The organism is Mesorhizobium sp. CA5 (genome assembly GCF_020165105.1).
Taxonomy (GTDB): Bacteria; Pseudomonadota; Alphaproteobacteria; order Rhizobiales; family Rhizobiaceae; genus Mesorhizobium.
Genome location: NZ_JAIUHJ010000004.1, coordinates 149,459 through 174,324, shown reverse-complemented (window position 1 = coordinate 174,324; position 24,866 = coordinate 149,459). Strand labels below are relative to the sequence as shown.

Here is a 24,866-nt window from a genome sequence, read left to right as displayed (position 1 = left end):
ATGCCCGATGCGCTGGCCGGTAGCGATTGGACCGACCGCGAAATCGACCTGATCGTCGCGGACTACTTCGACATGCTGTCGCTGGAATTGGCGGGCCGAGCGTTTGTAAAGGCCCAGCGCAACGCAGCGCTGCAGGAGTTCACCGGCCGCAGCCGTGGCTCGATCGAATTCAAACACCACAATATCAGCGCTGTGCTGGATCGACTCGGCATGATCTGGCTAAGAGGTTACGTGCCGAGGCGCAATTTCCAGCGCGCGCTGGTCGACGGCGTCGAGCGCCACATCGCCCTTAACCCGACACTCTTTGAAAATCCTATGTCGGCCGCGTCGGCACCCGGCCTGCACGAGCCCCAACAAATCTTCTTCGAGGAGCCGCCCATCGCGAGTGTCGAGGGGGTGCCAGCCGCGCTGGAGCGGATCGTGCGGAGGTTTGATCCTGCGCTGCGGGATGCGCGTAATAGACAGATGGGCAAGAATGGCGAGGAGCGCGTGTTCTTCGCCGAGCAATCCGGCCTGCGTGCTGCTGGCCGTAGTGATCTCGCCCGCATGGTGCGATGGGTTTCGGCGGAGGACGGCGACGGCGCTGGCTACGACATCCGCTCGTTCGATCCGGCCGGTGGCGAGCGGCTGATCGAGGTGAAGACCACCACCGGCCACAAGCAGACTCCATTTCTGATTTCGGAGAATGAGCGGGCTTTCTCGGAAGAGCGACCGGACGCGTTCCGGCTGGTTCGGCTGTTCGATTTTGCCCGTCAGCCCCGAGCGTTCGAGCTTACACCGCCACTGGATAAATCCGTGCTGTTGAAGGCCGCGACCTGGCGGGCGCAGTTCTGATCCCCGCCAATACTTGAATCTGCTTGCGAATTCGGTTGTTTTCCGTAGTTTCCCCGCATGTCCAATTTTGCGTTCCTCGCCGGCGAGTTTCCAAATATTCACGAAGCGGCTGTTGAAGCCGAGCGGCAGGCAGGTGTGTCGCCAACGGCAGCGGCCTTCTTTGCCGGCAAGACAGTTGAGCTCGCGGTTAAATGGGCGTTTCGCAACGACCCTGGCCTGAAGCTCCCATATCAGGACAATATCGCCGCGCTGCTGCACGAGCCAAGCTTTCGACGAGCAGCCGGCGAGGCGGTGTTTGCCAAGGCGAAATTCATCAACTCGCTGCGCAACCGCGCCGTTCATGAGGAAAAAATCATTCGGCCCGGCGACGCCGCCGGTGCGGTCAAGGAATTGTTCCACGTCTGTTTCTGGCTGGCGCGCACCTATGCTCGCAAGGCCAAACCGGCGGACGGTCTGGTCTTTGACCCGTCGGTATTGGCGCGCCGTGACGAGACACTGAAGAAGGCCTTCGCGCATCTGAAGGCGCAGCAAGCCGAACTCGATGCCAAGAACGGTGAACTGACTAAGCTGCTTTCCGACAAGCAGAACCTCGACGCCGAATTGCAGCGCCTGCGCGCCGAGGTTGCGGCGGCCCGCCATGCGGCCGAGGCGACGCCATCTGAACATGACTACAACGAGGCCGAAACCCGCGACCGCTACATCGACCTTCTGCTGCGCGAGGCGGGCTGGGCGCTCGACAAGCCGGAGGATTTGGAGTTTCGCGTGGAGGGCATGCCCAACGAGCAGGGCATAGGCTTCGTCGATTACGTGCTGTGGGGCGCCGACGGCAAGCCAGTCGGACTGGTCGAGGCCAAGCGCACTCGCAAGGATGCCCGCCAGGGCCAGCAACAAGCAAAGCTTTATGCCGACCGGTTGGAGGCGCGTTACGGCCAGCGACCGGTGATTTTCTACTCGAACGGCTATGAGCACTGGATTTGGGACGACACTCGCTATCCGCCGCGCCAGATCGGCGGCTTCTACAAACGCGATGAACTGGAACTGCTGATCCAACGTCGCAGCAGCCGAAAGCGGCTAGGAGAAGTTCGGATAAACAGCAAGACAGTCGAGCGCTACTACCAGCAGCGCGCCATTCGGGCCATCGCCAAGGCGGTTGAGGAGGAAGGCGAGCGCAAGGCGTTGCTCGTCATGGCGACCGGTTCGGGCAAGACGCGGACCGTGATCGCGTTGGTCGATCTGCTGATGCGTGCCGGTTGGGTGAAGCGCGTGCTCTTCCTGGCCGACCGTGTCGCGCTGGTGAACCAGGCCGCAGGCGCCTTCAAAGCGCATCTGCCAGACTCGGCACCGGTTAATCTGGTCACCGAACGAACTTCAGAGGGCCGCGTGTTCTTATCCACCTATCCAACGATGATGAACCTCATCGATGGCAGGCAGGAAGGCAAAGCGAAGTTCGGTCCTGGGCACTTCGATCTTATCGTGATCGACGAGGCCCATCGCTCGGTCTACCAGCGCTACCGCGCCATCTTCGAGTATTTCGACTCCTTTCTCGTCGGTCTCACTGCGACGCCGAAGGACGAGATCGACAAGAACACTTACTCGCTCTTCGATCTGGAAGATGGCGTTCCGACCGACGCCTATAGTCTCGATGAAGCGGTCGCAGACGGGCATCTCGTGCCGCCGGTAGCGATTTCGGTACCGCTCAAGATCGTCCGCTCCGGCCTTCGCTATGACGATCTCTCCGAAGAGGAGAAAGACCAGTGGGACATGCTGGAATGGGGCGAGGAGGAGATTCCGGATACCGTTGAGGCAGCCGAGGTCAACAAGCGTCTTTTCAACCAGGACACGGTCGACCAAGTCATCGCTCACCTGATGGAGAATGGCTTGAAGGTCGAAGGAGGGGACCGGCTCGGCAAGACCATTATCTTCGCAAAGAACCAACCACACGCCGTCTACATAGAGGCCCGCTTCAATGCAGCCTATCCCTCGCTTGCCGGCCATTTTGCTCGAGTGATCACCTACGAGAGCGGAGCCTACGCGCAGACGCTGATCGACGATTTCTCCAAGAAGAACAAAGTCCCGCATATCGCCATATCGGTCGACATGCTGGATACCGGCATCGACGTGCCTGAGGTGGTCAACCTCGTCTTCTTCAAGCAGGTGCGGTCGAAGACGAAGTTCTGGCAGATGATGGGACGCGGCACTCGGCTTTGTCCCGACCTTTTCGGTCCGGGCCAGGACAAGGAGTTCTTCCGCGTCTTCGACTATTGCCAGAATCTCGAATTCTTCGGCGCAAATCCAGAGGTCAAGGAAGCCAGTGCGGCGAAATCGCTTTCGGCGAGGTTGTTCGCGGCTCGGCTCGACCTGGTGCGCGCCTTGGATCGAAAGCACGAATTGCCGAACGGGTTCTCAGAGGAGAAGCAGCAGTCGTTTGAAGCCCAAATTGCCACCCATGCGCCACCCAGCGAAGAAGACGTTCGAGCCAGTGCTCTCACAGTTTTGCGCGAAACGGTCGCCGGCTTAAACCTCGATAATTTCATCGTGCGGCGGCGCCGGCGCGAGGTGGAAAAATATCAGCGAGACGAGGCGTGGCAATCCATTGACGACGATTCGCGAAACGAGCTGGTCGAGGAAATTGCGCCGCTGCCGTCGTCTCGCGACCTCGGAACCGAGGAGGCAAAACGCTTCGATCTCTTGATGTTCCAACTGGAACTGGCGCTGCTAAAGGGCTCAAAACGTTTTGGCCAGCTGAAAAAGCAGTTGCTCGAAATCGCCTCGGCGCTGGAAGACCAGGCGGCAATTCCAGGCATTGCCGCGCAAGCGACATTGATCGAAGAAATTCAAGAGGACATCTGGTGGCAGGGCGTGACCGTGCCCCTGCTGGAATTGGTTCGCCTCCGGCTTCGCGACCTCATCCAGCACATAGAAAAGGGCCGCCGATCGATCGTCTACTCCAACTTCGCTGATGAGATCGGCGTCGGGGAGGAGATCGAGCTGCCGCAAGTCGGCGAAGCGGATTTCGCTCGCTTCAAGACTAAGGCCCGCCACTTTCTGAAGGCATGCGAGGACAACATTGTCCTTCACAGGTTGCGCCAAGGACGGCCTTTGACCGCAAGTGACCTGGAGCAACTAGAAAAGATGTTGCTCGATGCAGGCATTGGCGGGCCGGAGGACATCGACCGGGCCCGGCAGGCAAGCGATGGCTTTGGCCGTTTCGTCCGCTCGCTCGTCGGCCTCGACCGTGCTTCCGTCACTGAGGCCTTCGGGGATTTCCTCAACTCAGGCTCCGCGACCCATCAGCAGATCGAGTTCATCAAGATGGTGATCGAGCATCTGATCGCCAGAGGTACGATGGACCCTGCTTTGCTCTATGAGCCGCCCTTTACCGACATCGCGCCGACGGGACCCGAGCAAGTGTTCGACGGGGATCGTGTGACGAAGCTTGTCAATCGTATTCGCGAGATCAGCGACAGCGCGGTGGCCTAGCCCCTCACCCCTCCGCCTCCACCTTCGCCACCCTCCTTCTCACCGCCCTTGTCGCCCGCTTCTGCTTCTTTGCACCCGCCAGCTCGTGCATGGCATCGAGCTGCATCTGCTGCATTTCGGCCAGGCGCTGCCATTGGCGCGAGATGAGGTAGTCGAGCTTTTCGTGCAGGTGCCGCACTTCCAGCTCGGCCTTGAGGTTCACCCGGTAGTCGTTGAAGGAGCGCAGCCGGTCTTTGGCTTCCTGCCGCTTCTGGCTCATCATGATCACCGGCGCCTGGATGGCGGCGATGCAGGAGAGCAGAAGGTTGAGCAGGATGAACGGGTAGGGATCGAAGGCGTGCGCCAGGCCGGCGATCAGGTTGACGCCGATCCAGACCAGAAGCACGGTACCAAACGAAATCAGGAACCACCAGCTGCCGCCGAACTCGGCCATCGTGTCGGAGACGCGGTCGGCGAAGGAGCGGTGCTCCTCGAACTCCTCTTCCGAGTTTTCCGAGATCGTGTCTTGTCTCGCGATCGATTCAACCACCTGGCGGTCGAGCTCGGAGAATTCGCCATGCTCCTGCTGCAGCAACTCCTCCATGTAGCGCATGCGGTAGCGGCCGAGCTCCTCGCGGCTGATGCGGGCGCCGCGCGGCAGGTCGGGATGGTCGGAGCGGATGCGGTCGGCCAGGCTGGGCCTGAGGTCGTCGATGCGCACCAGGTCGCGCTTGCGGAATTTCCGGCCGCTGATCGCCGAGGGTTTTTTCTTCGGCTTGATCCGGCCGGGCACATGCGGTTCGGAATCCGGCACCTCCGGCGCTTCGAGGATCTCGTCGGCTCCGTGCTGGGCATCCTCCAACACGGTTTCCGCCTCGAGATATTCGCCGGCGACGTCGTTCTCGTTGTCCGCCTGTTTCTGCGCGGCTGCCTTCGGGTCGCTGGCCATGGTCGGTGCTCCTGTTCGAGGCTTTGCGATACGATACGCCAAGCCGGCGCGGCATATCCATGGTCAGTATGAAAAGTGTGTGACGGAACAAGTTCTTGTGATTGGGCGGGCGTTGCTTTCTCCGCCGACCTTCGCGCTGCAATCGCACCTGGCGGCGCAGCCCCCTCTCCGTCTCGGCGCTTCGCGCCGATCCACCTCTCCCCCGCTTTGCGGGGGCGAGGAAACGCCAATCGCCATTGCCGCGCCGTTCGCAATCCTGGGTTCCTCGCCCCCGCCGGAGGCGGGGGAGAGGTGGCTCGGCGAAGCCGAGACGGAGAGGGGGAGCGCCGTCGGCAATTTCTCACCAGCCTGGAGCAATCGTCTCCGCCCCCTGGCCTTGATCCGGATCAACCTGGCCCCTGTGGCGGGCCTGATAGGCTGACTATATCGACATCAGGCCTGACCGTTCAGGCTCCCGCCACCTGGGCCGCGCGCAGCGCCCCGCAAATGAGGGATCGCCACCATGTACAAGACAATCCTGATTGCCACCGACGGTTCGGAACTCGCCCAAAAGGGCGTCGCCCACGGGCTTGAGCTGGCCAAGGGGCTCGGCGCCGCCGTGGCTTTCGTCACCGTCTCCGAGCCGTTCCCGACGCTGGCCTGGGGCGGTGCCATGGCCGGCTATGTCGCCGCCGACGAGCTCACCAATTACCAGGAAAGCGCGCGCAAATATGCAAGCGAGGTGCTCGACAAATGCAAGGCCGAAGCCGATGCCAAGGGTGTGGCCTCCAAGGGCGTCCACGTCGAGAACAAGGCGCCGGCCGAGGCGATCCTCGAGGTTGCGGGCGCCGAGGGCAGCGACCTCATCGTCATGGCCTCGCACGGCCGCCGCGGCCTCGGCCGCCTGGTGCTTGGCAGCCAGACGGCGGAGGTGGTGTCGCTGACGCGGATCCCGGTGCTGGTGGTCCGGTAGGCTCCGCCGATATTCAGGTGATGCCGGCCTGCGAACGACGATTTCCTGCGCTTCCGGTGCTCACGTACTTAAAGTACGCTCCGCTCGGTTCTCGGAAACCATCATTCTCGGCGCGGCCTGACCTGAATCTCGACAGACCCGGGCCGTCGGGCGCCGTTTCCTATCGGTTCGTCATTCTAGGGTCTGCGCGCGTCGCTTCGCTCCTTGCTCCGCCCTGGAATGACGAGCCGACAAGGGCGCCGCTCTACTGCGTCGGCAGCAGCGGCGAACTGGGCGACGCCAAATCCGGCGAAGGCAGATCGGACGCCGGCTGGCCAGCCTGCATCGACGCAGGGGGCGCGGAACCAGGTGCCGGCAGCCCTGGCAAAGCCGAATCCGGCGGCGCCATGCCGGGCAGGGGCGAAGCCGGCTGCTGCCCGGAATACATCAGCCTGGGCTGGCCGGCATCGGCTGTCGTCGGCCCCAGGCTTCGCTGGATCAGCGCCTCGACATGGTTGTTGCGCTGGCGCGCGCTGTCGGCGCCCATCACCACCACGATCAGATGCCTGCCGTCGGCATTGTAGGAGGTGACGATGTTGTAGCCGGAGGCACGAATGTATCCGGTCTTGATGCCGTCGACGCCGCGCACGCGGCCCAGCATGTCGTTGTGGCCGCGCACCAGCCGGCCGCGGAACATGAAGTCGCTTTCGGAGAAATAGTGGAAATGCTGCGGAAAGCGCTTTTCCAGCGCCATGCCCAGCACCGCCATGTCGCGCGCCGTGGTCACCTGGCCGTCGTCGGGCAGGCCGCATGCATTGCGGAAATTGGTGGCGGTCATGCCGAGTGCGCGCGCTTTGGCGGTCATCATGGCGGCGAACTGGTCCTCTGAGCCGCCGCCCAGATACTCGCCCACCGCCACCGCCACATCGTTCGCCGACTTCACCACCATGGCGCGGATGGCGGAATCGACGTCGATCGTCTCGCCGTGCCGGAAGCGCAGCTTCGTCGGCGGCTGCGAGGCGGCGTGGTCGTAAACCGGAATCTGCGTCTGCTTGGTGACGCGGCCGGACTCGAGCGCCTCGAACAGCATGTAGAGCGTCATCATTTTGGTCAGCGAGGCGGGATAGCGCTGCGACCTCGAGTTCACTTCGAACAAGGTCTTGCCGGTCGAGGCATCGACCACGATCGCCGCATATTTCTGCGGCTTCGCCGGCACGGCAAGCACGCTTTCAGGCGGCGCGGCCGTGGTGCAGCCGGCGACCAGCAGGAGCAGGGCCATCGCGGCGATGAGTTTCTGGAGGAGCGGGAAGGGACGGGGCAAGACGGTTCTAAAGCTGTTGCTGAGATGCGGCGAAGCTAACGTACCGCATGTGCCGCGTCCAATGGGTTAACGGCGGCAATAAGGCATTTGCCCAGGTTTTCGGGGTGCGCGCTGCCGGCGAAGCGGCCAATCTCCCCCCTTGCGGCCCGCAAGGGGGGGAGATCGGATGCTGCTTGGCTTTCGCCAATCGCCGGCCCCTGCTTACCCCCGTTTTGCCTTCCGCCCCACCTTTCCGTTAATATGCCCGCGGCTTGGTTTTGGGGGGATCGGCAATGTCGGAAATCGCCACGGGCACCACCTCGCTTCTGCGGGCATCGCTCAGCCGCACCGGCAAATGGGCGGCGAGCTTCGCCTTTGTCAGCGGCGCGGTCGGCGACGTGCTCAACCCGCTCGGACCCTTTGCCGCCTATATCGCGCTCGGCGCCGCGGTCGCGGCGTTGATCATCGCCATCGCCATGGTGCTGCGCCTGGTGCTGGCGGCAAAAGCCATGCCAGCACTGATCTTCGCCACCAGCGCGGCGGCAATCGCTGGCGGCGTCTACGGCATCCAGCAGCAAACAAATTCGCAGAACGGCGTGATCGCCGGCCTCGTGCCGGCGGTGGCCGAGCTGCAGCAGTCGCTGGGCATCGTCTCGCAGAAAGTGGCGAAGATCGAAAAGACCGTCACAGAGACGCAGAAGACCGTCGAAGCGGTCAAGAAGTCCACCGACACGGTAGCGAAGACGACCGAAGAGATCGCGCTGACGCAGACCAGGCAGACCCAACAGGGCACCGAGACGCAGAAGACCGTGGATGCGGTGAAGCAGACCACCGACAGCTTGGCCGCGGGCCAAGAACAGCAGCAGGCGCAGGCCGAAAAGCTGCAGGCGACCACCGAGCAAATCGCCGCTTCGATCGACACCATCGCCAAGGGCTTCGCGCAGCTCTCCGCGCAGGGCGGCGCCATCGCCGATCCCAAGCGCCCGGACGAATTCTATCATAATGCCCGCGTCTATGAGCTGGCCGGCGACATGCTCAACGCCCGCCGTTCCTATCTTGGTTTTGCCGGCTTCGATGTCGATGCGATCGACCCCTATACGCGCTTTGCCACGCTGCTCAGGGTCCAGGACGGCAAGGCGGGCGCCCGCGAAGTGTTGGGTTCTCTGGCGGAAAAGGCCAAGGCGCCGTCGATTAAGCTCGTCCATCTGTTGCAGTTCGACGATGTCCAGCGGCTCGACAAGCTCAACGCCTTCATCGCCGCCAACCCGGATTACGCGACGGCTTACTTTCTCCTGGCGCAGGAATTTTCGGAAGACCGCCTGGGCAGCCAGACGCTGGCCGACAAGCGCAGCGAGGCGACCGCGCTGACCAAGTTCGTTTCGTACGAAAAAGACGGCGGCCTGCTCAAATATTTCGTCGATCAGAGCCAACTGGCCGACTGGCTCGACCGCAGCCGCGCCCGGCTGACGGCATTGGGCGACGTGCTCGACCCGTCGCGCTTCGTGCCGACGCTGACGCCGACGCGCTCCAACGCCGGCTGGTCGATGACGATCTCGCTGCCCGAGCCGGCGACGGCGATTTCCTGGCGGCTCGGCGCCAATGGCCCGTTCACCGAGACCGGCATGCTGGCGATGAACGACCAGCGCACCGGCAAGCCGATGCCCAATCCGAGCTTCGAATTGCCGGACAGCACCGCGGCGACCAATATCGGCATCAAATATCTCGACATCCGCGGTCGTGAGACCGGCCCGTTCGACATCCGCTTCGATCCAGATTCAGCGCTCCAGCAGGGCAACAAGCAGATCCTCGACCAGTTCTGGACGTCGTGGATCGCCTTCGACGCAGGCGGCAATCGCGGTCTGGTCTATTTCACCCAGATGCTCTCCTTCCGCTGCGCCATCAGGCAAGTGCATTACAGCCTGAACGGAACCGCGCTCGACAAGGAGATCAAGATGCCGCCCTGCGACGCCAAGGACCCTTATGCGATTCCGTCCGACTACCAGCCCTATTTCAAGGTCAAGGATGACGTGAAATCGATGGCGGTGCAGGTGACCTATACCGATGGCACCAAGTCGCCGGTCAGGGAGTATAAAAGGCAGTAGGGTCGTTTTCAGCGTGGCGCTGTTCCCCTCTCTTGCGATTTTTTATCGCGCGTGAAGCGGCGACCTATCCTTCGTCATTCTAGGGTCTGCGCGCGTCGTTTCGCTCCTTGCTCCGCCCTAGAATGACGAAGGATAGGTTGGCGGGGGCGAAAACGCCTGATGCAAATTGCCAGCCATCACGCTTGCGTATCCGGTGCTGGACAGGCTTTGCTGCCGCGAGAAAAGATTCGGGAAGCATTCATGGACACGCTCACCATCGGCGCAAAGGGCATCTCGGTTTCGCTCGATCTTGCCGTCGGTCACATCAGTGCCATGGAGGTCGAGGCCGAAGGCCGCCTCCTGAAGCCCCTGCACCGCGCGCCCTGGATCGGCACGCCGCGCGAGAGCCTGCCGGAAACCCTGCCCGAAGGCACGGTGCGGCTCTCAGGCGATTTTCTCTGCGCGCCTTTCTCCACCAGTGACGTCGAGACCGCGCCCCTGCATGGCTGGCCGGGCAACAGCGAATGGGATGTCGTCGAAAGCGCCGCCATTGCCGGCGGCTGGCGGGCCGGTTTCCGGCTGCGCCGCAAGGTGATGGGCGCCACTGTCGACAAGGTCTTCACGCTGCGCGACGGCCATTCTTTCCTCTACCAGGAGCACATCTTTTCCGGCGGCTCGGGCGCGATCTCCGTCGCCCATCATCCGATGACGGTCATGCAAGGCGGCGGCCGGCTGGCCTTCTCGCCGAAACGCGTGGCTGTCACGCCCGCCACGCCGCTCGAGCCCGATCCGGCGCGTGGCCGCTTCATGCTCGCCTATCCGGCCCGCGCCCGCGACCTTGCGCAGTTTCCGCTGGCGGCCGGCGGCACCACCGATCTCACCGACTACCACACCGAAGACAGGCGCGAGGATTTCATCACCCTGGTGGAGGCGGATCACGGCGGGCCGGGCTGGACGGCGATTGCGCGGCGCGCCGAGCGGGATCTGGTTCTGGTGCTGAAGAACCCGGCCGAACTGCCGGTCACCATGCTGTGGTTCTCGAATGGCGGCCGCGACTACGCGCCCTGGAGCGGCCGCCATCTCGGCGTGCTCGGCATCGAGGACGGCCGCACCGCGATCGGCCATGCCGCTTCGCTCGGCGACAACTGGCTGAAGCATGAAGGCGTGGCGACGGCCTTTGCGCTGGCCGAGGGGCGGTCGGTCTCCTTCCGCCATGTCATCGGCGCGGTGCCGTTCGCGGACACCGAACCGCCGGGGAGTCTGGAAACCGCGCCCGACCGCCTGCGTGTCCTCGCTGCCGGCGGGGCAGCGCGGGAGCTGCCGTTCGACGGGGAGTTCCTGCGCATTGGCAGGTCGGTTCCTGCTTGAGAGGTCGGCCAGCGCCTGCCGGCGTTTTGGATTTCTGCATGAACCGGCAGCATGCGACTGCCAGCTTGCAGTCTAAAACGACGTCCTAAGGTTTGAATTTTCCGCCGACACCCGCCAAGATGTCGGCTGAACCGCAGCCGGAAAGCCGCCGATGTCCGAGATCGCCCATATCACAGCCGCCATCTTCAAGCGCGCCGGCGGAGCCAGGCGCTTCGTCGTCGCCATCGCCGGTCCGCCCGGCTCCGGCAAGTCGACGCTGTCCGCTGCATTGCATGAACTGCTGCCGGAAGGCACATCCGAGGTCGTGCCGATGGACGGCTTTCATTATGACGACATCATTCTCAACCGCCGCGGCCTGCGCCCCCGCAAGGGCGCGCCGGAAACCTTCGATTTCGCCGGTTTCGAGACGCTCTTGAAGCGCATCCGCTCCGGCGAACCCGATATCGCGATTCCCGTGTTCGACCGCAGCATGGAACTGTCGCGCGCGGCGGCCGAAATCGTCGGCACCGACACCAAGTTCATCCTGGTCGAGGGCAACTATCTGCTGCTCGACGAGGAGCCGTGGTCGCGGCTGGCGCCTTTGTTCGATTTCACCATCTTCGTCGACGTGCCGCGGGGCGAGCTCAAAAGCCGCCTGATGGAGCGCTGGCGCGAACATGGCAAGTCCGACGAGGATGCCCGCGCATGGATCGCCTCCAACGACATGCCCAACATCGAGCGGGTGCTGGCGCGGCGCCGGCCGGCCGATATGGTCGTTGGTTCCTTGGTTATTGGTTAACCTGCTCAATTTTCAATATTTTCCGGCGGGAACTTTAAGGTTTTCAGGCCGTTATGACCCTATCCCGAATTGTCCGGCGCCGGAGCAATTCCAGGAAGGCGGGCGAACGCTTTCCCTCCGAAACTGCGAACCGAGAATGCAGGAGCCGTCAGATGGCAACGAACAGCAGAAAAACCGCGCCCAAAAAGGCCAGGGCCAGCCAATCCAGGACGATGCAAGCCCAAGCCGGCGCCGCGGCGGCCGAACGATCGAAGGACGCCAAGCCGACCTTCGGTAAGGCAGCGCCGAAGAAAGTGACGCCCGGCGCGGCCCACAAGGTCGCGGCCAAGGCGCAGAAGCCCCATAAACCAGCCGCAAGCAGGCCGGGTCCGATCCGCACGGTTGCAAGCGTTGCGACCGGCGCGGTGGTGGCGACTGCAAGATTGGCCGCGTCCATGCTTGGCAGGGGAACCAGCGCCAAGTCGAAATAAGAGCCTAGCCCTTCGCCGGGATGGTCAGGCCCCTCTTCACCGCAGGCCGTGCCAGGCCGCGCTCCAGCCATTCGGCAACGGTCGGGAAATCGTCGAAACCGACCAGGTCGCGCGCCTCGTAGAACCCGATCAGGTTGCGCACCCAGCCCAGCATCGACACATCGGCGATGGTATAGTCGTCGTCCATGATCCACTTGCGACCCTTCAGGCGCGTTTCCATGACGCCGATCAGCCGCCGCGACTCGTCGCGGTAACGCTCCAGCGGCCGCTTGTCGGCAATCTCGCGCCCGGCGAATTTGTGGAAGAAGCCGACCTGCCCGAAGATCGGGCCGATCGCCGCCATCTGGAAGAACACCCACTGGATCGCCTCGTAGCGGCGCGCCGGATCGGCGGGAATGAGCTTGCCGGTCTTGTCGGCCAGATAGAGCAGGATGGCGCCGGACTCGAACAAGCCGATCGGCTTGCCGCCCGGACCATCCGGATCGATGATCGCCGGTATCTTGCCGTTCGGATTGAGCGACAGGAATTCCGGCGTCCAGCTCTCATTCTTGCCGATATCGACATAGTGCGGCTCATAGGGCAGGCCGATCTCCTCCAGCGCGATCGACGCCTTCACGCCATTGGGCGTCGTGGCGGAATAAAGCTGCAGGCGCTCGGGGTGCTTGGCCGGCCAGCGCTTGGCGATCGGAAAGGCGGACAGGTCGGTCATCGCAAACTCCGGATGCGGATTGGCGCGGGGCGGCGCTTTTTGGCGGGTCAGGGAGAATTAGGACCCCGGCCGGCCGGGATCAATACGCCGCTAACCCGCTTGCCGTGCACACACAGTCAACCGGTCGGCCGCGATCAAACCGCCTTGAAGGCCAGCACCGCATTGGTTCCGCCGAAGGCGAAACTGTTGCTGAGCGCGGCGCGCACCTTGCGCTCGCGCGCCGTGTTCGGCGTCACGTCGAGATCGCATTCGGGGTCCGGCTCGCGGTAATTGGCGGTCGGCGGCACGATGCCGTCGCGGATCGCCATCACGCAGGCGATCATCTCCAGTCCGCCGGAAGCGCCGAGGCAATGCGCATGCATCGACTTGGTCGAGGACACCGAAAGCGAACGGGCATGCTCGCCGAAGACGCGCTTGATTGCCGCGGTCTCGATCTGGTCGTTGGCCTTGGTGCCGGTGCCGTGCGCGTTGAGGTAGTCGACATCTTCCGGACTGAGTCCGGCATCCGCCAGGCAAAAACGCATTGCCGCTTCCGGTCCCTCGATGGTCGGCGCGACGATGTCGGAGGCATCGGCCGAAAGCCCGACGCCGGCGATCTCGGCCAAGATAGTGGCGCCGCGCGCCATCGCGTGATCGTAGCTTTCGAGCACCGCCATGCCGGCGCCTTCGCCGAGCACCAGCCCGGCGCGATCGGCCGAGAACGGCCGGCAGGTGTCTGGCGAAAGCACCCTGAGCGCCTCCCAGCCCTTCAGCACGCCCCACACCAGCGGCGCTTCGGTGCCGCCGGCGACCATCACGTCGGCGCGACCGAGCCTGATCTGGTCGACCGCCGAGGAAATCGCATGGTTGGCCGACGAGCAGGCCGAAGTGGCCCCGAAAACAGGACCGCGCAACCCGAGATTCATGCTGACCTGGCCGGCGGCCGCGCCCGGCATCACTTTCGGCACGGTGAAGATGGCGGCGCGGTTGCGCCCTTCGAGCAGGATGGCGCGGTAATTCTCCTCGATCGTCTCGAAGCCCGCGACGCCGATGCCGACGATTGCGCCCATCCGGTAGGTGTTGTCGGCATGTGCGGTCAAGCCCGATTGCTGCATGGCTTCCCGCGCCGCGATCACGGCCAGCAGGCTGAAGCGGTCCATCGACACGACCTGCTTGCGGTCGATGCCATGGTCCGGCAATTGCTTGATTTCGCAGCCAGTCTTGACCTTGAGATCATGCAGCGACGGATTGTCGATAGGGCCGATGGCCGAGCGGCCGGCGCGCATGGCGTCCCATATCGCCGCCGCATCGTTGCCGAGCCCGCAAATCCCGCCAATACCGGTGATGACGACGCGTTTTTGCATGCAGTCAGGCTTTTTTCGCGATCAGTTCGCGAACCGCCTCGACCATGTCGCCGACGTTCTTGAGGTTGCTCCAGGCATCGACCGTGTTCATCTCGATCTCGATGCCGTACTTTTCCTCGAGATCGAAGATGATCTCGGTCAGCTCCAGCGAATGGATGCCGAGCGTGCCGAGATCGGTGCTGGCGGTGATTTCCTCGCCGCCGGTATCGGCATGCGCCTTGATCTTTTCGATGATCTCGGTCGTCAGCTGGTCAGCCATTCGGTTCCTTCCCTGTCGTTGCCCGACGCCAACTGATCAGCGCCTCTTTTTTTGATCCCCGGACCCAACAAACGCCGTTGCCCTTACCTCGTCAGGCACCGCGCGACCGCTCCAAGGTGGCTTCCCTCTATAGAAACCGAAACGATGTCAAGCAACAAGCGATATCGACAAAGCCGCCGGAGTGCTTAACCTGGGATCATGGACATGATCGGCAACACTTTGACATCCCAGCCTGCCTCGCCTTTGGTCGCCCCTCCCTTGCCTGCCGCGCAACGCGTTGCCGGCCTAGGCAGGCTTTTCTGCGGCAAGAGCGGCGGCCGGACGCGCCTGCGGCGGCTCTATCAGGACGGATCGGCCAAGATCCGCCTGCCGGCGGTGCAAGGCGATCCGCTCGAGGCGGTGCTGATCAACACCGCCGGCGGGCTGACCGGCGGCGATCGCCTCGGCTGGACGGTCGAGGTCGGCGCCGACGCCTCCGCCGCCGTCACCACCCAGGCCTGCGAGAAGGTCTATCGCGCCGCCGCCGACAGGGCCGAGACAAGCGTCAACCTGCGGGTCGGTTCGGGCGGCCGCATCGCCTGGCTGCCGCAGGAAACCATCGTTTTCGACCGGGCCGCCTTCGTCCGCACGCTGGATGTCGAGCTTGGCGACGATGCCGAGGCATTGATGCTCGAAGCCACGCTGTTCGGTCGGCTGGCGATGGGCGAGCGGATGGTTCAAGGCAGTTTCCGTGACCGCTGGCGGGTTCGCCAGGGCGGTGCGCTGGTCCATGCGGAGGATTTCCGGCTCGGCCCGGACATCGCCGCAACGCTCCAGCGGCCGGCGGCGACCGGCGGCGCGCTTGCCGTCGCCACATTGCTGCTGGTGTCGCCGCAGGCTGAAAGTCTGCTGGAGCCGGCCCGCGCCATCATCGGCGACCCCGCCATCGGTGGTTGGGGCGGCGCCAGTTTCTGGCGCGTCGGCCGATCTGGCAAGCTTCTTGCGAGGCTCTGTGCCGGCGACGGCTACCAGCTCCGCAAGCGGCTGGTTCCGCTCGTCGAACTGCTCAATGGGCGGGCGGGCCTGCCTAAATTGTGGTCACTCTGATTTCGATTGCCGGGAAGTTGCATGAACCTGACGCCGCGTGAAAAAGACAAGCTGCTGATCGCCATGGCGGCGATGGTGGCGCGCAAGCGGCTGGAGCGCGGCGTCAAGCTCAACCATCCCGAAGCCATCGCCTTGATCACCGACTTCGTCGTCGAAGGCGCGCGCGACGGCCGCCCGGTCCCGGAACTGATGGAGGCGGGTGCGCATGTCGTCACCCGCGCCCAGGTCATGGACGGCATCGCCGAGATGATCCACGACGTCCAGGTCGAGGCGACATTTCCCGACGGCACCAAGCTGGTGACCGTGCATGAACCGATCCGGTGAGGAGGAAGACAGATGCTGGAGCTCAGGCCGAATTGCGAATGCTGCGACAAGGATCTGCCGCCGGAAGCGACCGATGCGCTGATCTGCACCTTCGAATGCACCTTCTGCGCCGACTGCGTGGACAATGTGCTGGGTGGCGTCTGCCCCAATTGCGGCGGCAATTTCGCGCCGCGGCCGATCCGGCCGGCGGCCAAGCTGACGAAATATCCGCCGTCGACCAGGCGCGTGCTCAAGGCCGAGGGCTGCGGTCCGCGCAAGGCCGCTTGACCGGCTCAATTGGAAGGGCAGAAAGATGATCCCCGCTTCGACGAAACGTAGCACGCTTGCCGCGATCCTTTTCCTGGCAGCCGCCATGCCGGCCTATGCCCATGTCGGCATCGCCACGACCTCGTCCTTCGCCGCCGGTTTCGCGCACCCGCTGTCCGGTCTCGACCACATGACGGTCATGATCGCCGTCGGCCTTTGGGCGGCGCTGAAGGGCGGCAAGGCTATCTGGGCCTGGCCGCTGGCCTTTGTCGGCGTGATGCTGGCCGGCGGCGCGCTCGGCATGCTGCATGTGCCGATGCCTTTCGTCGAGCCCGGCATCCTCGCTTCCGTGGTGACGCTTGGCCTGCTGGTGGCGCTGGCGATCGACCTGCCGGTCTCGACCGGGATCGCGGTCATCGGTCTGTTCGCGCTGTTCCATGGTCACGCCCACGGCACGGAAGTGCCCGAAAACGCCGGCGGGCTGGAATACATTGCGGGCTTCGCCGCCGCGACGGCCCTTCTCCATGCCGTGGGCATCGCGGCGGCCCTCAGCCTCGGCATGCGCTTCCGCAGCCTGGCGCGCGCTGCAGGTGCGGCTTGCGCGGCGGCCGGCGTCGGCCTCGCCTTCGGCGTGTTGTGAGGGTGCGATGATCCCCGGCGAAATCATCGCGGCCAAGGGCGAGATCGAGCTCAACAAGGGGCTGCCGACCGTCACGCTCAAGGTCGCCAACAGCGGCGACCGGCCGATCCAGGTCGGCAGCCACTATCATTTCTACGAGACCAATGAGGGCCTGAAATTCGACCGCGAGAGCGCGCGCGGCATGCGGCTCGACATCGCCGCCGGCACCGCAACGCGCTTCGAGCCCGGGCAGGAGCGCGACGTCACGCTGGTGCCGCTGGGCGGCAAGCGCGAGGTCTATGGCTTCCAGCAAAAGGTGATGGGCAAGCTGTGACGTCCGCCGGCGCGCTCACATCACTTCGGAGGCTTGGCGGCGGCATAGATGACGACCTTCCCCGGATTGTCGAACTCTACGGCGAGCACGTCCTCGGCCTGCACGCGTCGCGAATCGATCGCGTTGAAGAGCAGGGCGTTCGCCTCGATCTCCTGGCGCAATTCGGCGACATCCTCCTGATGCTGCTTCACCTTGTTCTCTATCGCCGGCGGCGGCCCGCCCTCGCTGCGCGCCGCGTCGGTCAGGAACACGATGTCGACCGTATCGAGCTTGGTTGTCTTTCGCACCGTGCCGATGTTGTCGCGGGTGCGGTCGATGGCAGTGATGACCTTTCCGGCCTCCGTCGAGGAAAGCGCCTCTTCCTGCCGGACCTCGGAATCGACGATTGCCGCGGCAGGCCTGTCGTTGTCCAGCGGCTGCGCCGCGGACGCCGCATGGGGCGCAGCCACGAAAAGCGTGGCGGCAACCGCGGAACTCCATCTCTTAAAACGCGGGGCTTTCGCCATCGCTCGCTCCTGACTGAACTCGTGGCGGGGCGACAACAGCGAAACGGTCCTGCTTGGCCGGAGGTTCCCTTCAAAAGCCGGCAGGCGGACCGTGACGCGGCCCGCATTCCCTTCAAAATATGGCAGGCGGACCGCAAGGCGGCCCGCCTGGGCGTGCAATTAGCTCGCTTTCTTGGTGATCAGCGTCAGCGCGCCATTGGGCTGCATGCTTGCAGCGATCACTTGCGCGGAGCTCATGCCCTTGGCTTCGAGCGCGGATTTGACCTTGGGCGTGGCGTCGATCGACTTGCGCAATGTCTGCAGGCCGGCATCGCCGCGTTGCGCCACGATCTGGTTGACCTGCGTCTGCGTGTCCTTGGGCAGTTCGGTGATGTCGACGACATTGACGCTTTGGATAGCGGGCGCCGCGGACTGGGCCTTCGGCGCGGCGGGCGCGGTCGGCGCGGGACTGGGCTGCGGCGTCGGCTGCTGCTGGGCATTGGCAGTGCCCGCCATCAACGTGGTGGCGGTTGCGGCGAGAAGAATCGCTTTGAGCATGGATATTCCTTCCATCGGTTTGGCAAACGGTCGTTCTGGGCTGACCGGGGCACCTCAACCGCCAAATGGGAGCGCAAGGTGTCGCCGAGCGGGTCATTGCGTGACCATTGGGTGGCGACAATGTGCACTTCGCGTTCATTCAACCTGAATTTCGGGAGCAATCGCTGATGGCCAGGATAAGCCGTGCCGCCTATGCGCAGATGTATGGACCGACGGTCGGCGACAAGGTGCGGCTTGCCGACACCGAGCTCTTCATCGAGGTGGAGAAGGATCTCACCGTATACGGCGAGGAAGTGAAATTCGGCGGCGGCAAGGTCATCCGCGACGGCATGGGCCAAAGCCAGGTGACGCGGGCCGGCGGCGCCGTCGATACCGTCATCACCAATGCGCTGGTCGTCGATGCGCTCACCGGCATAATCAAGGCCGATATCGGCCTGAAGGACGGCCGCATCGCCGCGATCGGCAAGGCCGGCAATCCGGACACGCAAGCTGGCGTCACCATCATCATCGGCCCCGGCACCGAGATCATCGCCGGCGAAGGCAAGATCCTCACGGCCGGCGGCTTCGACGCGCATATCCATTTCATCTGCCCGCAGCAGATCGAGGAAGCGCTGATGAGCGGTGTCACGACGATGCTGGGCGGCGGCACGGGCCCCGCGCACGGCACCTTGGCCACCACCTGCACGCCCGGGCCCTGGCACATGGCGCGCATGATCCAGTCCTTCGACGCGTTCCCGATGAATATCGGCCTGTCGGGCAAGGGCAATGCGTCAAAGCCGGCGGCGCTGGAAGAGATGGTGCTGGCCGGCGCCTGTTCGCTGAAATTGCACGAGGACTGGGGCACCACCCCGGCCGCCATCGATTGCTGCCTGTCGGTCGCCGACGCCTACGACGTGCAGGTGATGATCCATACCGATACGCTGAACGAATCCGGCTTCGTCGAGAACACGGTCGCGGCCATCAAGGGCCGCACCATCCATGCCTTTCATACCGAGGGCGCCGGCGGCGGCCATGCGCCTGACATCATCAAGGTCTGCGGCCTGCCCAACGTCATCCCGTCCTCGACCAATCCGACCCGGCCATACACGGTCAACACGCTCGCCGAGCATCTCGACATGCTGATGGTGTGCCACCATCTGTCGCCGTCGATCCCGGAGGACATCGCCTTTGCCGAAAGCCGCATCCGCAAGGAGACGATCGCCGCCGAGGACATACTGCACGACATCGGCGCCTTCTCGATAATCTCTTCCGACAGCCAGGCCATGGGCCGCGTCGGCGAGGTGGCGATCCGCTGCTGGCAGACCGCCGACAAGATGAAGCGCCAGCGCGGCGCGCTGCCGGACGAGACCGGCGACAACGACAATTTCCGCGTCCGCCGCTACATTGCCAAATACACCATCAATCCGGCCATCGCGCACGGCCTGTCGAAGGAGATCGGCTCGATCACGGTCGGCAAGCGCGCCGATCTGGTGCTGTGGAACCCGGCCTTCTTCGGGGTCAAGCCGGAGATGGTGCTGGTGGGCGGCTCGATCGCGGCAGCACCCATGGGCGACCCGAACGCCTCGATCCCGACGCCGCAGCCGATGCACTACCGGCCGATGTTCGGCGCCTATGGCAAGGCCCTGACCAACACCTCGGTGACCTTCGTCTCGAAGGCCGCCTTCGATGCCGGCCTGCAGGGCAGGCTGGGCGTCGACAAGGCGATGATCGCGGTCGAGAACACCCGCGGCGGCATCGGCAAGCATTCGATGGTGCTCAACGACGCCACGCCGCATGTCGAGGTCGATCCCGAAACCTACGAAGTCCGCGCCGACGGCGAGCTGTTGACCTGCGAGCCCGCGACCGTGCTGCCGATGGCGCAGAGGTATTTCCTGTTTTGACAGGCGGCTGATCGGTGAATGGGCAAATATCGTTGCGGCTCGCGCGCGCAGACCGCAATATGCGGCAAAGCAGCAGCCGCATTGTGATTACGCATGCCCACCGAAATCGCCTCTCCCCACGACATCTTCCCGCATATCCGCATCGTCATGGGCATGGTGATCGGCCTCGGCGTCACGCGGCTGCTTTCGGGAACTGCCCGCATCGTCCAGCATCCAGGCCAGTACCGGCTCTACGCAGTGCATCTCGCCTGGGTCGCCTCGGTGCTGTTGATGCTGGTGCATTTCTGGTGGTGGGAGTTCGGCCTCTACGCGATCGAGAACTGGACCTTCGGCAAATATCTTTTCATCATCTTCTACGCCATCACGCTGTTCCTGCTTTGCGCGCTGCTGTTTCCGGATTCGATGCTCGACTACACCAGCTACGAGGATTATTTTTACTCGCGCCGCGCCTGGTTCTTCGGGCTGCTGGCGGCTACCTATCTGCTCGACGTGATCGACACGCTGCTCAAGGGCCCGGAGCATTTCGCCCGCTTCGGCAATGAATATCTGATCCGCACGCCGGTCTTCGTCGCGCTTTGCCTGGTGGCGATCCTGGTACGCGACCGCCGTTTCCACATCGCTTTCGTCGCGGCTGCGCTTGTCTACCAGGTATCGTTCATCCTGCGGCTCTTCGACACCATCGTCTGAGCGCCATTGGGCTGATACGGGCGATGGTCTAAGGTTTCGGAAAAGCAAGGTTAACCATGTACAAGGCCGTCGGATCGCGCGGATCCCGGGTCAGCCGGGTGCTCTGGATGCTCGAGGAGCTCGGGCAGCCCTACGAATTCGTCGAGGTGAAGCTGCGCTCGCCGGAGGCCTATGCGCTCAACCCCTCCGGCAAGGTGCCGATCCTGATCGACGGCGAGCTCAAGGTCACGGATTCAGCGGCGATCTGCGTCTATCTGGCCGATAAGCATGCCGATAAGGGCATGGGCGCCAATCCGGGTCTCGCCGGCCGCGCCGAGATGGACTCATGGATGCATTTCGCCCAAAGCGAATTGGAAGCGCCGCTGTGGAACAAGCTGCGCCACCGCTTCCTGCTGCCCAGGGATGTGCGGGTCGATGTCGGCCCGGCCGCGGCCTATGATTTCGCATCCGAAATAAAAGCACTGGATCGCCGGCTTGGCGACAAGCCCTTTGCGCTGGGCGACCGGTTCTCCGCTGTCGATGTCCTGCTCGGCGATATTGGCGGCTGGGCGCGCGCCGGGCGTTTCCCGATCGATTCCGAGCGCGTCAACGCCTATTTCGACCGTGTCCTTCAGCGCCCCGCCCGTGCAAGGGCGCAAGCAAATGGCGGAGCCATGAAATGAAGCTCAACATTAACACCGATTTCACCAAATTCCCGCGTGCCGTTTCGGTGCTTGCCGCCGGGGATCCGGCTTTGACCGCGCCCTACGACAAAGCCGTGCTGCCGCATGACGAGCGGCACCTGCGCCGCCGCGCCATCGAGACGGCGGGCGGCGAAAAGGTGCTGGTCGACCTGCCCGAGCCGGTGGCGCTCGGCAATGGCGACCGGCTGGTGCTGGAGGACGGCCGCCAGCTCGAGATCGTCGCGGCACCCGAGGAGGTCTACGACATCCGCGCCCGCGACGCGGTTCATCTCGCCGAGCTCGCCTGGCACATCGGCAACCGTCACCTCGCCGCGGCGATCGAGGCGGAGCGCATCCTCATCCTGCGCGACCACGTCATCAAGGCGATGCTCGAAGGCCTTGGCGCCACGGTCAATGAGGTTTCGCAGCCGTTCAGCCCGGTGCGCGGCGCCTATTCCGGACATGGCCACGACCACGGCCATTCGCATGATCACCATGACCACGATCATGACGATCACCATCATCACGATCATGGCCACCACCACCATCATGACTGAGGAGCTTTCCAGCGTCGCGCTGCTGCGGCTGATGGCCTGGCTGTCGCCGTCCTTTCCGGTCGGCGGCTTCTCCTACAGCCACGGGATCGAGCGCGCCGTGCATGACGGGCTGATCGCGGATCGTGACGATCTCGCCGGCTGGCTGGAGACGCTGGTCGAGATCGGCTCGGGCTGGAACGACGCCGTGCTCTTCGCCGAAAGCTGGCGCCGCGGACGTGACGGCGGCGATCTCAGCGAGGTTGCCGCGCTGGCCGAAGCGCTTGCCGGGGCGCAGGAGCGGCACACGGAAACCATGCTGCAGGGCACAGCCTTCCTCCAGGCGGCGTCGGCCTGGTCGTCTCGAGCGCTGGAGCGCCTGCCGGCCGATTGCCCCTATTGCGTAGCAGTCGGCGCCCTTGCGGGCAGCAGCGGCATCGGCCTTTCGGAGGCGCTCTCCGCCTTCCTCCAGGCTTTCTTCTCCAATCTCCTGCAAGCGGCAATCAGGTTGGGTGTCGTCGGCCAGGTCGACGCCGTCGCATTGCTAGCCGGCTTCGAACCTCTGGCGCTGGCGACCGCATCGCGCGCCGCCACTTCCAGCCTGGACGATCTGGGTGGCGCGGCCTTCATGTCCGACATCATGGCGATGCAGCACGAGACGCAATACTCCAGGCTGTTCCGCTCATGATCGTGCTTGCCGTCATCCTCTCCTTCGTCCTGCTCCTGATCACAACGCTGCACGTCTATTGGGGCATAGGCGGCATCTGGCCGGGCACGGACCAGGCATCCTGCGCCCGCGCCGTGGTCGGCTTCCGCGGCGTCGATGAGATGCCGTCGTCATTCGCGAGTTTTGCTGTCGCCGCTTGCCTCGCGCTCGCGACGCTCTGGCCACTGGCGCTCGCGGGTGTCTTTGCGACGCCCTTTCCACGGGAAGGCCTGGCTGCCACGGCTTTGATGATCGGCCTCGTCTTCCTCGGCCGCGGCATCGCCGGCTTCACGCCCTGGTGGCGCCGGTTTGCGCCCGAACAGCCTTTCGCGCGGCTTGACCAAAGTCTTTATTCGCCGCTTTGCCTCTTGATCGGGGCAGGCTTCTCAATCCTTGCCATCACGGAGTTTCCGGCATGACATCGAAAAACGGTCCTCTTCGCATCGGCATCGGCGGGCCGGTCGGCTCCGGCAAGACGACGCTCACCGAAAAGCTCTGCAAGGCGCTGCGCGACGACTTTTCGATCGCCGTCGTCACCAACGACATCTACACCAAGGAGGATGCGATGATGCTCGCGCGGCTACAAGCATTGCCCGAAGAGCGCATCGTCGGTGTCGAGACCGGCGGCTGTCCGCACACCGCCATCCGCGAGGATGCCTCGATCAATCTGCGCGCCATTGCCGAGCTGAACAAGAAATTCCCGGATCTCGACATCATCTTCATCGAATCCGGCGGCGACAATCTCGCAGCCACCTTCTCGCCTGACCTTGCCGATCTCACCCTCTACGTCATCTCGGTCTGCCAGGGCGAGGAGATCCCGCGCAAGGGCGGCCCGGCCATCATCCGCTCGGATTTCCTCGTCATCAACAAGAGCGATCTGGCACCCTATGTGAACGTCAACCTCGACGTCATGGAGAGCGACGCCGGCCGCATGCGCGGCAAAAGGCCCTTCGGCTTCACTGATCTGTCGCGCGGCAAAGGCTTGCAGGAAGTGATCGACTTTATCGTCGAGCAGGGCGGCCTTCAGTCGACGCGCCCGGCGGCTTGATCCGCTGAGCCACCGATTATCGGTTGCTGGCAGCCGCCATGCGCGGCATTCTCGGAAAACAAACCCAAGCGGAGGATTTTCGATGAGCCTTGCCCGCCTGCACAAGGAACCGCTGAGCAACCTGCCCTATTATGAGGAGCGGGTTGATCTCGCCGCCGCCTTCCGCTGGACGGCGCGGCTCAACATGCATGAGGCGGTGGCCAACCATTTCTCGCTGTCCGTCAACGACGAAGGCACGAAGTTCCTGATGAATCCCAACCAGGTGCATTTCTCGCGCATCAAGGCGAGCGACCTGCTGCTGATCGACGCCAACGATCCGGACACGCTGTCCGGCCCCAACGCGCCCGACCCGACCGCCTGGGGCCTGCATGGCGCCATCCACCGCAACGTCCCGCATGCGCGTTGCGCCATGCATGTCCATTCAATCCACGCCACGGTGCTTGCTTCGCTCGCCGATTCGACGCTGCCGCCGGTCGACCAGAACTCGGCCATGTTCTTCAACCGCCATGTCGTCGACGCCAATTACGGCGGGCTAGCCTTCGAGGAAGAGGGCGAGCGCTGCTCGCAGCTTCTCACCGACCCCAAGGTCAAGGTGATGGTCATGGGCAATCACGGCGTGATGGTCATCGGCGACACCGTCGCCGACACCTTCAACCGCATGTTCTATTTCGAGCGCGCCGCCGAGACCTACATCAAGGCGCTGTGGACCGGCCGCCCGCTGCGCACGCTCTCCGACGAGATCGCCGAGAAGACCGCGCGCGAAATGGATGATTATCCCGGCCAGGCCGAGCGTCACCTTGCCGAGTTGAAGGCAATCCTCGACGAGGAAGAGCCGGTCTACCGGAATTGATCTTCCTTCTCCCCGGTTACGCTATGCACACATCCTCTGTGGCTGGCGCGACTGATCAGGCCGAGGCTTGATTGCCAGGTGGTTCCCCCAATCCGTCGCTGCTTCGCAGCGCCACCTTTCCCCCCTCCGGAGGGAAAGGAAGGGAGCGTTGCTGGACGAGCGTTGACGGCAAAAGCTTGGCGCCTTTCCTCTACCCCGTCGATCGGGGGAGAGGTGGCTCGGCGAAGCCGAGACGGAGTGGGGGTCGACCAGCGCTACATAAGACAATGCATGCGCCAAGCTGCCATGCACGCTATCGCCAAAGGCCAGCCGCTTGGAAATGTATGCATGCCGTAGCCCGTTTTACGGGGAGAAGGTGCCCGAAGGG

Annotated in this window: 26 protein-coding genes and 1 pseudogene; 20 read left to right on the top strand and 7 right to left on the bottom strand. The window is 63.9% G+C overall.

Annotated elements, in window-relative coordinates; all coding sequences use genetic code 11:
- Complete coding sequence (locus tag LB529_RS07455) at positions 1 to 834, top strand: DUF3883 domain-containing protein (protein ID WP_224710695.1); 834 nt, start codon at positions 1 to 3, stop codon at positions 832 to 834.
- 57 nt (positions 835 to 891) lie between these two features.
- Positions 892 to 4,314, top strand: coding sequence for a DEAD/DEAH box helicase family protein (locus tag LB529_RS07450; RefSeq protein ID WP_224710694.1), 3,423 nt, complete (start codon positions 892 to 894; stop codon positions 4,312 to 4,314).
- Positions 4,315 to 4,318: 4 nt separating this feature from the next.
- Here LB529_RS07450 and LB529_RS07445 read toward each other — a convergent pair whose 3' ends face one another.
- The gene (locus LB529_RS07445) at positions 4,319 to 5,242 is read right to left on the bottom strand and encodes a DUF1003 domain-containing protein (protein WP_224609617.1); all 924 of its coding nucleotides are present in this window, start codon (positions 5,240 to 5,242) and stop codon (positions 4,319 to 4,321) included.
- Between the two features lie 502 nt (positions 5,243 to 5,744).
- Between LB529_RS07445 and LB529_RS07440 the strand changes: the two genes are divergently transcribed.
- The gene (locus LB529_RS07440) at positions 5,745 to 6,194 is read left to right on the top strand and encodes a universal stress protein (RefSeq protein WP_224710693.1); all 450 of its coding nucleotides are present in this window, start codon (positions 5,745 to 5,747) and stop codon (positions 6,192 to 6,194) included.
- Between the two features lie 409 nt (positions 6,195 to 6,603).
- Here LB529_RS07440 and LB529_RS07435 read toward each other — a convergent pair.
- Positions 6,604 to 7,452, bottom strand: a pseudogene (locus LB529_RS07435) (D-alanyl-D-alanine carboxypeptidase family protein); the annotation flags it as partial.
- Between the two features lie 314 nt (positions 7,453 to 7,766).
- Between LB529_RS07435 and LB529_RS07430 the strand changes: the two are divergent.
- The 4 genes from LB529_RS07430 to LB529_RS07415 all read left to right on the top strand — a co-directional run bounded on the left by LB529_RS07430 (position 7,767) and on the right by LB529_RS07415 (position 12,170).
- Positions 7,767 to 9,575, top strand: coding sequence for a methyl-accepting chemotaxis protein (locus LB529_RS07430; RefSeq protein ID WP_224710691.1), 1,809 nt, complete (start codon positions 7,767 to 7,769; stop codon positions 9,573 to 9,575).
- Between the two features lie 240 nt (positions 9,576 to 9,815).
- Positions 9,816 to 10,922 carry a hypothetical protein gene (locus LB529_RS07425; RefSeq protein ID WP_224710690.1) on the top strand — a complete coding sequence of 369 codons (1,107 nt, stop codon included), beginning with the start codon at positions 9,816 to 9,818 and terminating at the stop codon, positions 10,920 to 10,922.
- Positions 10,923 to 11,073: 151 nt separating this feature from the next.
- Entirely contained in the window at positions 11,074 to 11,700 is a 627-nt protein-coding gene (locus tag LB529_RS07420; RefSeq protein WP_224710689.1) for a nucleoside triphosphate hydrolase, read from the top strand.
- A 152-nt stretch (positions 11,701 to 11,852) separates the two neighbouring features.
- Positions 11,853 to 12,170 (top strand): hypothetical protein, encoded by a 318-nt coding sequence (locus LB529_RS07415; protein ID WP_224710688.1) that lies wholly within the window; start codon positions 11,853 to 11,855, stop codon positions 12,168 to 12,170.
- Between the two features lie 4 nt (positions 12,171 to 12,174).
- Here the strand turns inward: LB529_RS07415 and LB529_RS07410 are convergent, their stop codons facing one another.
- The 3 genes from LB529_RS07410 to LB529_RS07400 all read right to left on the bottom strand — a co-directional run bounded on the left by LB529_RS07410 (position 12,175) and on the right by LB529_RS07400 (position 14,481).
- Complete coding sequence (locus LB529_RS07410) at positions 12,175 to 12,879, bottom strand: glutathione S-transferase family protein (protein ID WP_224637981.1); 705 nt, start codon at positions 12,877 to 12,879, stop codon at positions 12,175 to 12,177.
- A gap of 134 nt (positions 12,880 to 13,013) precedes the next feature.
- Positions 13,014 to 14,222 (bottom strand): beta-ketoacyl-[acyl-carrier-protein] synthase family protein, encoded by a 1,209-nt coding sequence (locus LB529_RS07405; protein WP_224710687.1) that lies wholly within the window; start codon positions 14,220 to 14,222, stop codon positions 13,014 to 13,016.
- 4 nt (positions 14,223 to 14,226) lie between these two features.
- On the bottom strand, positions 14,227 to 14,481 hold the full coding sequence (locus tag LB529_RS07400; RefSeq protein ID WP_041003067.1) for an acyl carrier protein: 255 nt from the start codon (positions 14,479 to 14,481) through the stop codon (positions 14,227 to 14,229).
- A 204-nt stretch (positions 14,482 to 14,685) separates the two neighbouring features.
- Between LB529_RS07400 and LB529_RS07395 the strand changes: the two genes are divergently transcribed.
- From LB529_RS07395 to LB529_RS07375, 5 genes are read left to right on the top strand one after another with little or no spacing between them, the layout of a single operon-like run.
- Positions 14,686 to 15,567 (top strand): urease accessory protein UreD, encoded by an 882-nt coding sequence (locus LB529_RS07395; protein WP_224710686.1) that lies wholly within the window; start codon positions 14,686 to 14,688, stop codon positions 15,565 to 15,567.
- A gap of 21 nt (positions 15,568 to 15,588) precedes the next feature.
- A complete protein-coding gene (locus LB529_RS07390) occupies positions 15,589 to 15,891 on the top strand; it encodes an urease subunit gamma (protein ID WP_224710685.1) in 303 nt (100 codons plus the stop codon).
- Positions 15,892 to 15,903: 12 nt separating this feature from the next.
- Positions 15,904 to 16,158, top strand: a complete 255-nt coding sequence (locus LB529_RS07385) for a DUF1272 domain-containing protein (RefSeq protein ID WP_140756795.1) — start codon at positions 15,904 to 15,906, stop codon at positions 16,156 to 16,158.
- Positions 16,159 to 16,183: 25 nt separating this feature from the next.
- Complete coding sequence (locus LB529_RS07380) at positions 16,184 to 16,777, top strand: HupE/UreJ family protein (RefSeq protein ID WP_224631543.1); 594 nt, start codon at positions 16,184 to 16,186, stop codon at positions 16,775 to 16,777.
- A gap of 7 nt (positions 16,778 to 16,784) precedes the next feature.
- Positions 16,785 to 17,090 carry an urease subunit beta gene (locus LB529_RS07375; protein WP_224546641.1) on the top strand — a complete coding sequence of 102 codons (306 nt, stop codon included), beginning with the start codon at positions 16,785 to 16,787 and terminating at the stop codon, positions 17,088 to 17,090.
- A 20-nt stretch (positions 17,091 to 17,110) separates the two neighbouring features.
- On the opposite strand, the gene LB529_RS07370 is transcribed toward LB529_RS07375, so the two are convergent.
- Entirely contained in the window at positions 17,111 to 17,596 is a 486-nt protein-coding gene (locus tag LB529_RS07370) for a hypothetical protein (protein WP_095768214.1), read from the bottom strand.
- Between the two features lie 159 nt (positions 17,597 to 17,755).
- Entirely contained in the window at positions 17,756 to 18,133 is a 378-nt protein-coding gene (locus tag LB529_RS07365; protein ID WP_140546156.1) for a hypothetical protein, read from the bottom strand.
- Between the two features lie 167 nt (positions 18,134 to 18,300).
- On the opposite strand from LB529_RS07365, the gene ureC reads away from it, so the two are divergent.
- The 8 genes from ureC (at position 18,301) to LB529_RS07325 (ending at position 24,499) form a co-directional block, all read left to right on the top strand.
- Positions 18,301 to 20,013, top strand: a complete 1,713-nt coding sequence (ureC, locus tag LB529_RS07360; protein ID WP_411962446.1) for an urease subunit alpha — start codon at positions 18,301 to 18,303, stop codon at positions 20,011 to 20,013.
- Between the two features lie 93 nt (positions 20,014 to 20,106).
- The gene (locus LB529_RS07355; RefSeq protein ID WP_224710684.1) at positions 20,107 to 20,700 is read left to right on the top strand and encodes a hypothetical protein; all 594 of its coding nucleotides are present in this window, start codon (positions 20,107 to 20,109) and stop codon (positions 20,698 to 20,700) included.
- Between the two features lie 56 nt (positions 20,701 to 20,756).
- Positions 20,757 to 21,362, top strand: a complete 606-nt coding sequence (locus tag LB529_RS07350) for a glutathione S-transferase family protein (protein WP_224710683.1) — start codon at positions 20,757 to 20,759, stop codon at positions 21,360 to 21,362.
- Complete coding sequence (ureE, locus tag LB529_RS07345; RefSeq protein ID WP_224710682.1) at positions 21,359 to 21,919, top strand: urease accessory protein UreE; 561 nt, start codon at positions 21,359 to 21,361, stop codon at positions 21,917 to 21,919. Before LB529_RS07350 ends, ureE begins: the two co-directional genes overlap by 4 nt.
- Complete coding sequence (locus LB529_RS07340) at positions 21,894 to 22,583, top strand: urease accessory protein UreF (RefSeq protein WP_224710770.1); 690 nt, start codon at positions 21,894 to 21,896, stop codon at positions 22,581 to 22,583. The genes ureE and LB529_RS07340 overlap by 26 nt, the downstream gene beginning before the upstream one ends.
- Positions 22,580 to 23,020, top strand: coding sequence for a DUF3995 domain-containing protein (locus tag LB529_RS07335; RefSeq protein ID WP_224710681.1), 441 nt, complete (start codon positions 22,580 to 22,582; stop codon positions 23,018 to 23,020). Before LB529_RS07340 ends, LB529_RS07335 begins: the two co-directional genes overlap by 4 nt.
- Positions 23,017 to 23,649 carry an urease accessory protein UreG gene (gene ureG / locus LB529_RS07330; protein ID WP_224710680.1) on the top strand — a complete coding sequence of 211 codons (633 nt, stop codon included), beginning with the start codon at positions 23,017 to 23,019 and terminating at the stop codon, positions 23,647 to 23,649. Before LB529_RS07335 ends, ureG begins: the two co-directional genes overlap by 4 nt.
- Positions 23,650 to 23,731: 82 nt before the next feature.
- Positions 23,732 to 24,499, top strand: coding sequence for a class II aldolase and adducin N-terminal domain-containing protein (locus LB529_RS07325; RefSeq protein ID WP_140628305.1), 768 nt, complete (start codon positions 23,732 to 23,734; stop codon positions 24,497 to 24,499).
- The last annotated feature ends 367 nt before the right edge of the window (positions 24,500 to 24,866 follow it).